Here is a 13752-nt window from a genome sequence, read left to right as displayed (position 1 = left end):
GACAAAAGTTACTGTTTCTGAACTCTTTTCAGTGCTCTCCATACAATTTGTCCGTGATTTAGTAATGTGGGTAACATGCCAAAGTGTTTGCCAAGTATGTTGAACCGATCGATCAGCGAACGGCGATGTTGCTGAACCGATAAGCCTCCCATTAAGTATTTGCACAGCACAAACGGTACGAACTCTATGTTTTGTGCGGCTTTCAGACACCGAATTTCCCAGTCGAGATCGGCACTCAGGTTATTGGTCGGGTAGTCGGGTGCAATGGCCCGCCTGGCTACAAAGGCCTGATGGCATACTTTCATGCCAAGTTTCATATCCTGCCAGGTAAGCGTATGCGGTAGGGTGTGGGGGGTTACCTGACTCCGTAAGCCCAGCGGTGTGGCAGGTCGGTCGGGACCGTTGTCGCGTACGAACAACGCATCGCTGTAGTAGACATCGGCATGGCTTGCGTCGATTTTCTGGAGGAGATCAGGCAGGGTATTGGAGTCAAACAGTTCGTCGCCAGCATTCATAAACCAGACATAGTCGCCCGTGGCCCGGTGCAACCCCTTGTTCATGGCATCGTAAAGACCGCTGTCGGCTTCCGAAATCCAGTGCGTTATATGCTTCTCATAGCGCTTAATGATGGCCAGCGTCCCATCAGTCGATGCACCATCAACAACAATGTATTCATAGTCTGTAGCCTGCTGTGTAACAATACTTTTGATCGTACGTTCCAGAAAACGTTCGGCATTGTACGTTATCGTAATGATCGAAACAGTGGGCATGGTTTGAATGATAAATGATGAATGATAAATGATGAATGCAGTACCAGTGCTTTTATCATTTATCATTCATCATTCTTTGATACAATTCAATATGTTTTTGGGCTATAACTTCTTCGGAATAACGTGCTTCGGTCAACTGTCGGGCCGAAATTCGTAACTGGTCTGGATTCGAATGCGTAAGTACAAACGTCAGTCCATTGGCAAGCTCTTGGGCCGAGCCAGCAGTGGCCAGATAGCCATTCTGTTCATGGTCGATCATTTCGGGAATGCCGCCCGTTCGAAAGCCAACCACGGGCGTACCACAAGACAACGCTTCGACAATGGTATTGGGCAGATTGTCTTCCAGCGACGGTACAACCATTGCATCGGCGGCATTATAAGCGGCCACAATCGCATCGTCGGTTGTCAGAACGCCCAAATGACGAATGGGGTAGGGTAGTTCATTAAACAGATACGAGCGTCCTTTGCCAAAGACCAGAATCTCGGGTTTGAGAGTCGGATGTTGTTGATGGAACTGTTGTAAGGCTTCGACAAAATACCGGAAGCCCTTCCGCGAATCGGTTACGTTGGCACTGCCAAACAAAATGCGGGGTTGGGTTGTATCTGGAATCTCAAGGTGAGCGTTAGCCTCCGAGCGATCGACGGGACAAAAGATTGCCGTGTCGATTGTGTTCGGAATAATGGCCGACGAAAAAGGTCGTAGCAAGGCGCTTCGGATACTCTGATCGGCCAGCCAGCGGCTAGGCGATATGAAATGGAGATTTGCATCGCTGAAAACAGCCTTTTTACGCTCAAAAACCTGATACGACAGATCACGTTCACCCGGTTTTTTCAGATAGGGGCATTGTCGACAATGAGTCAGAAAATGATCGCAGCCGCGTGAATAATGGCACCCCCCCGTAAAAGCCCATTGATCGTGCTGCGTCCAGACAATCGGTTTGCCCAGACTGAACAGCTTTCGCAGGCTATTCAGCGATAAAAAGCCAAGATTTATCCAATGAAGGTGCAAAATATCGGCTTGCTGAATAGCCGGGTGAAAATCCAGATTGGCCCCGAAAGCCGCTGGCGAAAACTGAAACCGCACCGAAGGGTCGCGTTCATAGGGCAAAAAGTACAACCGCTCGGCAACAAATCGGCCAAACGCCGTTTGTTCGGCCAGAAAATTATTGGCCAGATAGACAACGCCCGGTGCCGGACGATGCTTTTCCTGACGATTTGCGGTGCCGACGAGCATGGTACTTTCGACGCCACCGTATGCCCATCCGACTTTCGACAGTGCCTGATTAAGACGACCGGCTGCAATAGCCGCACCGCCGTATAGATGATAGGTGCTCAGGTGGGTAACTCTCACCGGCCGATTAATTTGTTTAACTTTTTGACAACTTCGGGCCAGAAACCAATTTCCAATATCCGGCCCCAAATCCGTCGGCGGGAGTATTGTTCCATCTCCCCAAAAATTGGATCGTTGAAGCGTGCTTTGGCTTTCTGGGTCAGAATCAGCGCAAAACCGTGCTGTTTCAGCGTTGTGGCAAATACCCAGCCCAGTAGCAGATTCCGTTGAGTTAACATCGCTTCGTCGGCAAACTGGCTGAGGTAGGTCATTTCGCCCCATAGCGCGCTGTTTTTTTGAGAAAACAGCACAAACTTTTTCAGAAGCGGCTGAGTCGTAAAACTGTCTAGCAGGGTGGGTGTAATACGGGGCGATCCTTTTGGAATCAACTCGGCTAGCCAGTGACTACCTGTTTCGTCCATAAACTTCAGTACGCTAAAGAGCTTGTCTTCGCCATCGTAGACCGATGCAATACCGGGTTCAAATTCGGCCGTGATAACGTGTTTGCTTCGCTCGTCGCCCAGATTGCGGAACAACCGCAGATCGGTACCCTGCGAGTCGGTTTTGAACCAATCGACCTGTTTGATGCCGAGGTTATCGAGTGTTGAGCGTAAACTGCGTGTTTTTAGCTGAACAACTTTGGTTGGTTTGAATAAAGGCGCAAACGCATATTCCTGAACCAGATCGGGCCGGGGGCGCAGCAGACTCGAACAGTGTGGCGATTCGGTTAAATAGAAATCGGCAGTTTCGGTATCCGAATCGGTAACAATATGGTTGAACGTGTATAGTTTTCTGAAATGCCCCGATTCGCTTTCAACATACCCAAAATCGCGGTCGTCGGCGTCGAATGCCACACACACCGAGTATTTGGCAAACGCTTTCCAGCGTGTATGTAGCTGACCCGATGCACCAATATCCACCAAAACGGGTGGTTCGGACTGAAACTCAGGACGGGAAAGAATTTTATCGATCATGAAAAAGAAGTAGGTGTCTGACCTATGTAGTTTGATGTTGGCTTTGCAGAATAAACGTCAAATGCCGAACGTTCTGAGTATTTGGCAACACCTTGTTATAACCAATGCTTGCCTGTTAGAATTCGATTGGATCGGTTGACATACCCGTTAGCTGTTTTCGTTAGTATGGTAGAGCGCCTTGCCAGTGTGCATAGCTGCGAAGAAGTGAATTTATAGACGTGGATCAACATCTTCGCTTTCTAAGGCTAGTACTCCAAAAACACTCTCATGTATTCGCCGTAATGGCTCCTTTTTTACAAATCTTTCCAAACCTTCAATACCTAATGCAAATTCTCTGATTGCTAAAGATTGTTTTCGCGAAAGTCCACGATTCTTTAGTCTTGCAATATTTTCAGGTAAGTCGTATTCTGGTCCGTAAATAATTCGCAAATACTCACTGCCTCTGCATTTTACAGCAGGTTGCAAAAGCCCTTCCGTACCTGTCGAAATGAAGTCATAAGGTTTGACGACCATTCCTTCTCCACCCCTTCCAGTCAATTCCATCCACCAGTTTACGGCTTCATCAAAGCTAACCTGGTCGTTCAAATTAACAATTTTATAAGATGTTGCCATAAATAGCCCGGTGTCTCCTTTGCAGATTTCGGAAATGTTTTCCATGTGCCATTCGTGGGTTTTGTCAACATGAACATGGCCTTCTGTTGCTAAGATATGAAATGGAGCTAATTTGTAATCGTCAATAGAATTAACTGACCAGCAATAGTTCTGGTATGCTCTTATATATTTTGAAACGGTTTTATTTTTTGTTGCAAATTTTTGCAGCGATGGCAAAGCGTCTTGTATGCCTCTGTCGATAGCTAGCTCTAAAGCCTTGATAACTACGGGCAAAGCACCGCCAGCGGCTGCGCCGACCGCAGCATACTGATCTCTAAGTAATGCTTGTGCTTTAGCTGACCAAGGCATTAATTCAGTATCTAAACAGACCCATTCCGTATTGAATTTTTCCCAAAAGTTTGTTTTAGTTAAGCATTGATTTACGCGATCAATAAATTCTTTTTCAATTTCAGGATCATTGAAAAAATTTCTTCCGGTTCGTGTATAACAAATACCTATTCCTTCATTTTGAATACCAAATCGATTAATAGCAGCATCTTCATTTTTACAGACTATCAATACTGCTCTTGAACCCATATGCTTTTCTTCACAAACTACTGTTTTGATGCCTGCTTTTTTGTAGTAATTCAGAGCTTGAGCAGGATGCTCTAAATATTCTGGAATATCACTTGTTGCACAAGGCGACATTGTCGGTGGAAGATAAATCAGCCATTTCGGATTGATAGCGAATCGGCTCATTACTTCCAATGCAGCAATGGAGTTTTCTTCACGAATGGTTATATTATTTCGCAGCCTCGTTTGTACTATACGTTTGCCCGTTACATCTTCAATATTCAATAAATCGTCATACTCCTGCTGGGAACTAAGTTTGTTCTGATTTTCATTAACATTGATAGGTCTTACGGGTTCGCAGTAAACTTTTTTGGCTTTTACTGAAACGATTTCTTCTTCTGGATAACGCAAAGCAGTCAATTTTCCTCCGAACACACAACCAGTATCAATATCAATAGTCCTATTTAACCATTCGGCATCAGGAACTGGCGTATGCCCATAAATTACTTTCGCTTTTCCACGATATTCTTTCGCCCAATTGTATCTTACCGGCAAACCGAATTCGTCTATTTCCCCTGTTGTTTCACCATACATGCAAAATGAACGAACGGCCCCTGAACCCCGGCCTTGCATATCTTCTTTAAGACCGGCATGAGCAACGACGAGTTTACCATTGTCAAATACATAATGACTGATTAAACTATAAAGAAACTTTTCAACTATAGATTTGAATTGAGTCGTTTCGACTTCAAGTTGTTTAACCGTAACTTCTAATCCATGTTTTAATTGAACCTGTTTTCCATTTAAGTATTTCTGCAATTTCAAATCATGATTTCCCGGAACACAATAAGCAACCTCGGAGTTTACCATGCTCATAACCATTCGTAAAACTTTGGGAGAATCAGGACCACGGTCAACTAAATCACCCAGGAAAATTGCTTTTCTGTTTTCGGGAGCAGTAACATTAAAACCAAAGTTCGTTTCCGTTTCATCGACTCGATTTATGCCATAACCTAATGCGAAAAGGAGTTCTTGTAATTCATCAAAACATCCATGAACATCACCAATAATGTCGAATGGACCTGTTTCATCTTTTTTGTCGTTGTAAAGTTTTTCTCGTTTAATTTCAAGGACTGAATCAACTTCTTCAAGTGATTTCAGAATATATATTTGCCTGAAACCTTCTTCCTTGAGCCCACGAATGGATTTTTTCAATTGCTGATGTTGCTGACGGATTACGTATCCCCCAAAATTTCTGTCGGGCCTGTTTCGATTTCTTTCTTCACAAACTTTTTCAGGTAAGTCTATAACTATAGCGACGGGTAGACAATGATAAGATTTGCTCAGTTCAATAAGCCCTTTTCGTGATTCTTTTTGAACATTTGTAGCATCAATTACGGTCAGTAAACCATTTTTTAAGCGTTTACTTGCTATGTAATACAAAACATCAAAGGCATCATTAGTGGCAAACTGATTATTCTCGTCGTCAGAGACTAATGCACGGCATTCGTCAGAAGATAAAATTTCTGTTCGTTTAAAATGTTTTTTAGCGAAGGTGCTCTTCCCCGAACCCGAAACGCCAATTAAAACAACAAGCGATAACTCAGGTACTTTAATTTCCATAAGTAAATATTGCCATTTGTGAAGGAGCACCAATATTTTTTACGTCGTCTCCTATAGGAAAAATTTCTACTTTATAATTATATTTCTTTCCAATTTTCTCTGACCATTCGCTGAATTCATGCCTCGTCCATTCAAAACGGTGGTCGTCGTGCCGCATTTCTCCTGCATCCAATTTATCCCACATTACATTGAACTCTTTATTTGGCGTGGTTAATACAATTGTTTTAGGCTTTGCGAACTCAAATAATACTCTTTCAAATGCACTCAATCTGTTCAAGTCCAGGTGCTCAATTACCTCAACGACTGCTGCGGCATCAAATCCTTCCAATCGTTTGTCTTTGTATGTCAATGAGCCCTGGAATAGATTAATTCTTTCTTTTTGCTTCGGAGGCATTTCATGATAGTGCAATCGTTCTTTGGCTTTGACTAATTCGTTGTAAGAAACATCCATACCTGCAATTTCGGAAAATTGCTTTTGTTTTATTAGTTGCTTAATTAATTTCCCCTCTCCACACCCTAAATCTAAAACTCTTTCTGCTCCCGATTCTATGATTTTTTCTGCAACAAGTTTTATTCTTTTATCATGTAGAGTTTCCTTGCTCTTTTGAGTTTCAGATTTTTCAATTAATTCATCATTCAAGTCTTCAATTACCTCGCCCTCACTTAATCTTTCAAATGCTTGTCTTGAGAGTGAATTCAAGTTTATTAAATAACGTCTTATAATTTGCTCTTTTGCTGGATGCTCTTTTAGCCAGCCTTCACCTTTCTGTAAAAGCTTTTCAATTTCATTTTCACTTACAAAGTAATGTTTGTCATTATCTAAAGTTGGGATTAGGACGTAAAGGTGAGATAATAACTCTTTTGTAGTAATTGTATGGTTTAATTTTAATGTATAATACTTACTATCCCCCCATTCAGGGAATTTAGTGTCTAATTGATGTCTTATCAATTCAACTTTATAGCCAAGTGGTTCAAAGAAATTCCGAATTAACATTTCACCACCTTTAGGAGCAGGAATTACAGATATAATAACTTCAAATGGTAATTTAACGTCCACTAATTCGGGCTTGTCTTTGCATTTTCCGTTCATTGCTGATGAAAAGGCTTTTGATAACGCAACACTCATAAATGATGAAGCCACATAAGGTCTGTCATTTACATAATGTCCGAGGGAAAAACCGTCTCCGCCTAAATTTCTTGCTCCTCTGACCATATCTATTGGGTCAATGTCAAGTAGAAGGCTCACTGTTGTTATTTCTTCACTTTTTTCGGGATAGAACACATGAGCTTTCCCCACAGATAATTCCAAAGTCTGAAATTTGTCAGGGTGTTTATGAAGCAAGTAACCTAAGTCAGTTGCTGGTTTATGGGTGGTTGAAATACTTAAAATCATTTTCTGATTATTATCGTTACCGTACGGTGTAAAACTTAAGCTTTTCTAGCCGCAAAGTGGTCATCCTTATATAGGAGCAACCCAATGGAGTTAAATATGCACTTTTGGGCTCAGTCCGCCCTAGCGGCCAGCCTACCGTAAACCGTAAACCTAGTTTCTATACGCAAAGATATTCAATTGCAAATCCATGCTGTCATTTCCCCGATAGCGATGGTTAATTAAAGGAGCATGGCGGTATTGGCTGGTGTTGATGTAGTATCGAAAACCACTTTCTTCGAGCACCTGAACCACTTCGGCCAGCGTTTGTGGATGGTTAAGGTAGGCATGGAACTCAACAAACATCGTCTGAACGTGCGCCAGCGCATCGCGGCAGTCGGTGAGTACGGCCGTTTCTGCCCCTTCAATATCCATCTTGAGCATATCGATTCGAGGCTCGCGAAGCAGATAGTCGCGGAGCCGGATCGAGGGAACCAGCTTGCGGTCGGTTTCCGAAAATATGGAAGCAGAGTCGGACTGGTCGCTGCCAAACCAGATGCCTTCCTGGTTAGTCCAGACTGCCTTGGTGATCACTTCTACGTTCGAAATCTGATTCTGTTTCAGATTATTTTGCAGAATCGCACTAATGTGTTCATCGGCTTCGAACGCTACAATCCGGGCGTTCGGATACGTCTGGTGGAAGTAGGCGATGCTAGTACCGACGTTGGTGCCACAGTCAAAAATGACGGGTTGTGCGCTTTTTGTTGAGAAATGATAGAATTCATCAACAAAAATCTCCCGAAACTGCCACACAAACGACAGTGCATCGGGCACCCGAAACGTATAGCGACCAAACTTGACATCGACCGGCTGATTGCGCGGCCGATCGCCATACAGAAATGCCAGCCATACTAACCGGCGCCCTTCTGCTGAGCGAAGCAACCGGACTGTTTCAGTAAATAAAAAGCGAAAAACCCACATAGAGGGGGAGAGTTTAAAGTTTATCGTTTAGGGTTTACCGTTTATAGTTACTCCGCTTAGTAGCACATGCCTTTCTAAGGTAGCGCAACCATAAACGATAGACTCTAAACTATAAACCAAGATACCGCTTACGCAAGTCGTTTATGGTTTGGCTCACTTCGGGCGAAAGGCGCAGGACAATTACTGAACTCCCGAATAAAACGGTGATTAAGGCCGAACGCCAGCCTAAATCGACCACTGCCTGCCATTTTGGGGCATTGGTCGCCGGATAAGGAATCTGTACGGCTAGCCACCAGACAGCAAAACCTAACCCAATTGCTGCCAGATTTCGCCACGTAAATGGCTGCATCCGAAAAGCAAACCCAACGAAGAGCGTACGGACAAAATTAAACAGGAATGTGGCCAGTGCAGCGCCAATGGCCGCTCCATTAATCCCAAATTTGGGAATAAGGTATTTATTGGCCGCAATAGTAATAAAGGTGAGCACTACAAAAAACAGTGAGTCATAGATGTAGTAGCGTGATGTGTTAAGAATAATACCATTCACGCCCGTTGCCATGTCGATCAGTTTGCCGAGACCGAGCCACAGAATCACATAGTAACCTGCTTCGTAGCCCGCTGGCAAAAAACGGAAAACGTTAGGCAAGTTGGCGGCAACCCCAACAAACACAAAACAACCGGCAATAAGCTGATTCAGACAGCTTTTACGATAGATCGACTCAATAGTAGCCAGATCATTCGTTTTCCATGATTCGGCAATGAGTGCGCCCGACACTTTATAGAGCGCCGTAGCCGGAACGGCAATAACCGTAGCAAAATTGGCTGCAATGCTGTAAACACCCGTTGCGCTCAGACCTAGTTCTTTTGTGTTGTTAATCATGATCTTATCGATAGCCATGATAATCTGCGTCGATAGGGCGGTTGTCAGGGTGAGAGCAGCGTAGCGTGTCAGATTTCGACGCAGTTCGGGTTCCATTGTCAGAAATCGACGGCTTAAAAACAGGGCTTTGTCGCGAACCACGCTACCAATCATCAGAATCATTTGCAGGAAGAAAGCCAGTAGCCACAAAACCATAAACTGCGGAAACGTGACCCAACCCAGCCAGTAAGCTACGCCAGCCAGCAAAACCAGCACCCGCTGAGCAAATTGCTGTAGCAGCGTACCCGTAACAGGATCGTAAAGAAGTCGGGCGTAATTATCAAAAACGGTAAAATAGACCGTAAATAGCGTTAGCGGAATCAGTAAGTAATAGTATTCAACGAATAAGGGCGACTGACTCTGATTGTTCTCGACAATCCAGGGGCGGGCTAACCACAGGCCTAAAACGCATAGCCCAAAGCCAAGGAGGGTAGTCAGGCTTGCCAATAGGAGGTAACCATTATGCTGCCGTTCGGCGTTTCTGAAATAGGGGAAATAACGACCACCGGCCCCATTGATTCCCAGGTTCGAGAACTGAGCCATCACGAGCGATAGCGAAATCAATAAGCTGAGCAGACCATACTGCGCTGTACTGAGCAGATTTGGCAAAAATATACCCTGTGTGAAAAAGCCAACGGCCACACCCGCATAGGTGTAGATCGAACTCTGAATGGTTTGCCGTTTGATGATACCCATTTTTTTAAAAGTGAAAGAGCGAATGAAAGAGTGAATGAGTACCGTAACTTAGATGGAATACCTTCTTTTTCTACAGTCGATTTTTATTCACTCGTTCTTTCGCTACAAATTCGGCAAACTGCCACTCCAGGGGTGTATCCAGATCCATTGAATCAGCAGTGCTCATGACATACTTCCTGACGTGGCTGAACTGGTTGAGGGAGCGTTGCTGGAGGGAGGCTACATTGATAACATAAACGGCTCCGTTGTATGCATACACAGCGGGGCAGTCCTGCCGACGTGTGAAACTGCTTTCTTTCGACCGATGCAGAAAACCGCTGGCATTCTCTTCGAAGAGGTTGTAATACGGATTCAGCGCTGATTCCGTTACGGATACTACCATGTCGAGGTCGGCTGAATATAGGGCCATCGCTTCCCGAACGTGCTTAGCCGTTCGGAATGGTGAAGTTGGCTGAAGCAGTACAACGATATTGTAGTGTATACCTTGCTGCCTATAAAAATTAACCGCATGAAGAATCACCTCATAGCTGCCTGCCTGGTCGGTTGCCAGCGCATCCGGACGTTTAAACGGTACTGCTAACCCATATGCTTCGGCGGCCTGAATAATATCGTCGGCATCGGAAGAAAGGCAGATGTCAGCGTCTGGAGCCAGTTCGCGGGCAGTGTCGATGCTATAATACAGCAGTGGCTTACCCATAAAGGGCCTCATGTTTTTACCGGGAATTCCTTTGGAGCCGCCCCGTGCTGTAATCAGGAACAGAGCGTTCATAGCGTAATATGGTTAATATCTACACAGGCTTTCTGGTAATCTTCCGGTCGGCCAATGTCGAGCCAGTAATTTAACATTGGGAAATAGGTAACCGTATACTGCTCGGCGATGAGTTTTTCCAGTAAATCGGTGGCGTTGTACTCGCCTTCTGGAATCATGTCGATCAAGCTACGCTTCATCAGGTAAATGCCTGCGTTGATGTAGTAGGTATAGTTTGGCTTTTCTTTCAGCGACCGAATTCGCCCATCATCCGTTTCGAGTACGGCATAGGGAATACTGACCTGATAGGGCACTGTGGCTACCGACATATCGGCGTTTTGCCGACGGAATTCTTCGTAGAAATCTTCAAAGTCGATGTTGGTCAGCAAATCGGAGTTCATCAGCAAAACGGTGTCGTGATGATAGGTAGCCGTCAGGCGCATGGCTCCAATTGTGCCAAGGGGTTCAACTTCGCGCGTGTAATCAATGTGAATGCCTTTGGCCGAACCGTCGCTGAAATAGGCTTCCAATTGTTCGCCCAGGTAGCGCGTTGTGATGTGAATATGATTGATGCCGTATCGGATCAGCCGGTCGACGTTATGCTCGATAATGGGCTTGTTGCCAACCCGAAGCAGGGGCTTGGGCGTATTGCTGGTCAATGGTAATAATCGTTCCCCTTTTCCGCCCGCCATAATCACCGCATCGATTGGCAACAGGGCTTTGGTGGTTGCCAGATTGATGATGCGCGTAATCCGGCCTTCGCTATCGATTTCGGGAATGAGTTGCAATAGCTGCTTACGAAACTGCTGGATAATTTCGGTATTGTGCTCGTGCTGGCGCAGAAACCGGAAGTTGGGGTTCATGAACTGACTTACGGGTGCCGTCAGCACATTACCCCGCAATAAACCCCGTCGAATATCGCCATCGGTGAGCGTACCGAGTAGTTTCTCGGTTTCGTCGGTTACGAAAAGCGTAAGGTATTTCCCCAGACCAGTGATTTGCTCTAGTGCTCTGGTAACGGGTGCATCCTTCGAAACGATATGATTACTATAGTCTGCCACGAACCTCTTTTAAGATAGAAACAATTTGCTGTGCCGCATCGCCGGTGCCATATAGCTCAACGGGCGCTGGTTTTTCGGCATTTTCGACGGTCTGCACAGCGTTCAGAATGGCTTGCGTTTCAACAGGGCAATTGAGAATATTAGGGGTGAGAAGTCGCCCATCCTGTCGATTTCCCAGATTAATAACGTATTTCGGGAAAAAACTGGCTTCAACAAATCCACTCGATGTATTGCCCAGCATAAATCGGCAATGTTTCATGCACGAAAGATAGCCGATAGTTCCTAACGATTCGACACCATGCACGGTTTCGTGTTTCTCGATAAAAGCCGTCAGCCGCTGGCGGATCATGTTGCCCGATGTGTCGGCATTGGGCATTGTAATCACCAGCTGATAGGTAGAACAAATAACCGCCAGAGCAGCAATCAACTCCGTTATATAGTGTTCGTTCTGCGTAAACGATACCGTTTCCGGGTGAAACGTAATGAGTACCGTCGGAAGCTCCAGATCGATACCGAATACAGTTTTAAACTGCTCTGACGAATAGAGCGGGAGGTTTTTGAGATTATCGATGCTTAACGCGCCCACGTTATACACGCCCGTTTCGTGGCCCAGCATCTGGCAAACCTTCTGACGATAGGCTTCAGTAGACGTAAAATGAAGTGAAGCCATCATCGTGAGCGAATGCCGGAATATATTATCGATGGCTCCCAATGTGGTTTCTCCCCCCGAAATATGGGCAATCGGAATGGTAAATGGAATTGAAGAGGCTGCTGCGGCAAACATCTCGTAGCGGTCGCCGAGCGTAAAAAGCAGGTCAAACGTTTCCTGCGCCCAAACGGAAGCAAACCGTACCTGCGTAACGCCCATCGCCGTTGCAATGGCCTCTGGCGAATCGCCCAGAATCAGCGACTCTATTTTATGGCTTACCCGAAAGCCATCGGCTTCAATGTGTTGCACCGTGTAGCCGTACTGTTGCGATACGTGACTGCCAAACGCCAGCACCGACAGGTCGAACGCGCCGTCGGCCTGCATGGCCTGTAAAAGCGGCCGATAGATGCTGTAATCGGCCCGGCTGGAAGTGAGAACGCCTATTTTCATTCCATGTCCTCCCAGGTGAGTATGTGGTCGGCCTCAAGCGAATGCCGCAGCACTTTGCCAATAACTTTATCCATCAGCATGGGCGAAATGCCACTGCCAGGACGTTTCATGACCAGGTCACTGGCCTGAATAATATGCCCTTTAGGCAGCGGAACCGAAATGTGAATACTCCGCCGGGCAATTACGATGTTTTTTCGTTCGGATGGGCTTGGTTGTTTAATGCCAGTGCCCAGTGCCTGCTCCACATTCCGAACGGCCCGAATCATCTGGGCCAGCTCGGCGGGGTCGAGCGAGGCTTTATGGTCGGGGCCTTCCATCGTTTTGTCGAGCGTAAAATGTTTCTCGATGATGGTAGCTCCCATGGCCACGGCCGCTGTCGGAATTTCGATGCCGACCGAATGGTCAGAATAACCGACCTGAACCTTAAACGCATCGCGAATGGAAAGCATAGCGTTCAGGTTCACGTCTTCCATGCGGGTAGGATACTCGGTATTGCAGTGCAACACCGAAATCTGGCTGCGTTCGAGACCGTTGGCGAGCAATACATTGATAGCCTGTTCAATTTCGCCCATCGTAGCCATGCCAGTCGATACAATGGTGGGCTTACCCGCCTGCGCTATTTTTTTGAGATAGGGCAGATTGGTAATTTCTCCAGAAGGTACCTTATGCATCGGCACCTGCATATCGTTTAGCAATTGCAGGCTTTTCAGGTCGAAGGCCGTCGACATAAAGGTGATGCCTGTTTGCTTGCAAACATCCTGCAAAATCGGATAAGCCTCCAGCGGGAGATGAATTTTGCGGGTCATCTCCAGTTGGGATTCACTACTACCGGTGTTGGCAATCTGGTATTCTGCCTTCGGCGCACCGGCACTCACGACCAGTTCGGGCACGGCCGTCTGGAATTTAACGATATCGGCTCCGGCTTCTTTCGCTACCCGAATCATTTCTTTGGCAAGTTCCAGGTTCCCGTTGTGGTTAACTCCGGCTTCGGCAATAATCAAAACGTTACTCATGCTGG

General features: G+C 45.8%; 11 protein-coding genes. All 11 read right to left on the bottom strand.

Translation table 11 applies throughout. From position 1 onward, the window contains the following. Window positions 1-8 precede the first annotated feature (8 nt). Complete coding sequence (locus WBJ53_RS24400) at window positions 9-770, bottom strand: glycosyltransferase family 2 protein (protein WP_338871060.1); 762 nt, start codon at window positions 768-770, stop codon at window positions 9-11. 55 nt (window positions 771-825) lie between these two features. Continuing rightward, the gene (locus WBJ53_RS24395) at window positions 826-2121 is read right to left on the bottom strand and encodes a glycosyltransferase family 4 protein (protein ID WP_338871058.1); all 1296 of its coding nucleotides are present in this window, start codon (window positions 2119-2121) and stop codon (window positions 826-828) included. Next, window positions 2118-3074 (bottom strand): hypothetical protein, encoded by a 957-nt coding sequence (locus WBJ53_RS24390; protein ID WP_338871056.1) that lies wholly within the window; start codon window positions 3072-3074, stop codon window positions 2118-2120. The genes WBJ53_RS24395 and WBJ53_RS24390 overlap by 4 nt, the downstream gene beginning before the upstream one ends. 210 nt (window positions 3075-3284) lie before the next feature. Continuing rightward, window positions 3285-5861 (bottom strand): polynucleotide kinase-phosphatase, encoded by a 2577-nt coding sequence (locus WBJ53_RS24385; protein ID WP_338871054.1) that lies wholly within the window; start codon window positions 5859-5861, stop codon window positions 3285-3287. Beyond that, window positions 5851-7254 carry a 3' terminal RNA ribose 2'-O-methyltransferase Hen1 gene (locus tag WBJ53_RS24380; RefSeq protein WP_338871052.1) on the bottom strand — a complete coding sequence of 468 codons (1404 nt, stop codon included), beginning with the start codon at window positions 7252-7254 and terminating at the stop codon, window positions 5851-5853. The genes WBJ53_RS24385 and WBJ53_RS24380 overlap by 11 nt, the downstream gene beginning before the upstream one ends. Window positions 7255-7404: 150 nt before the next feature. Then, a complete protein-coding gene (locus WBJ53_RS24375) occupies window positions 7405-8211 on the bottom strand; it encodes an FkbM family methyltransferase (RefSeq protein ID WP_338871050.1) in 807 nt (268 codons plus the stop codon). Window positions 8212-8320: 109 nt separating this feature from the next. Beyond that, window positions 8321-9826: a lipopolysaccharide biosynthesis protein gene (locus WBJ53_RS24370; protein ID WP_338871048.1), complete on the bottom strand. Its 1506-nt coding sequence runs from the start codon at window positions 9824-9826 to the stop codon at window positions 8321-8323. A 70-nt stretch (window positions 9827-9896) separates the two neighbouring features. After that, a complete protein-coding gene (locus WBJ53_RS24365; RefSeq protein ID WP_338871046.1) occupies window positions 9897-10595 on the bottom strand; it encodes an acylneuraminate cytidylyltransferase family protein in 699 nt (232 codons plus the stop codon). Further along, window positions 10592-11635 (bottom strand): nucleotidyltransferase family protein, encoded by a 1044-nt coding sequence (locus tag WBJ53_RS24360; RefSeq protein WP_338871044.1) that lies wholly within the window; start codon window positions 11633-11635, stop codon window positions 10592-10594. Before WBJ53_RS24360 ends, WBJ53_RS24365 begins: the two co-directional genes overlap by 4 nt. Next, a complete protein-coding gene (gene neuC / locus WBJ53_RS24355) occupies window positions 11622-12734 on the bottom strand; it encodes a UDP-N-acetylglucosamine 2-epimerase (protein WP_338871042.1) in 1113 nt (370 codons plus the stop codon). Before neuC ends, WBJ53_RS24360 begins: the two co-directional genes overlap by 14 nt. Continuing rightward, window positions 12731-13747: an N-acetylneuraminate synthase gene (neuB, locus tag WBJ53_RS24350; protein ID WP_338871041.1), complete on the bottom strand. Its 1017-nt coding sequence runs from the start codon at window positions 13745-13747 to the stop codon at window positions 12731-12733. Before neuB ends, neuC begins: the two co-directional genes overlap by 4 nt. Window positions 13748-13752: the final 5 nt, after the last annotated feature.

The organism is Spirosoma sp. SC4-14 (assembly GCF_037201965.1).
GTDB lineage: Bacteria > Bacteroidota > Bacteroidia > Cytophagales > Spirosomataceae > Spirosoma.
This window is presented reverse-complemented; position numbering and strand designations above follow the sequence as displayed.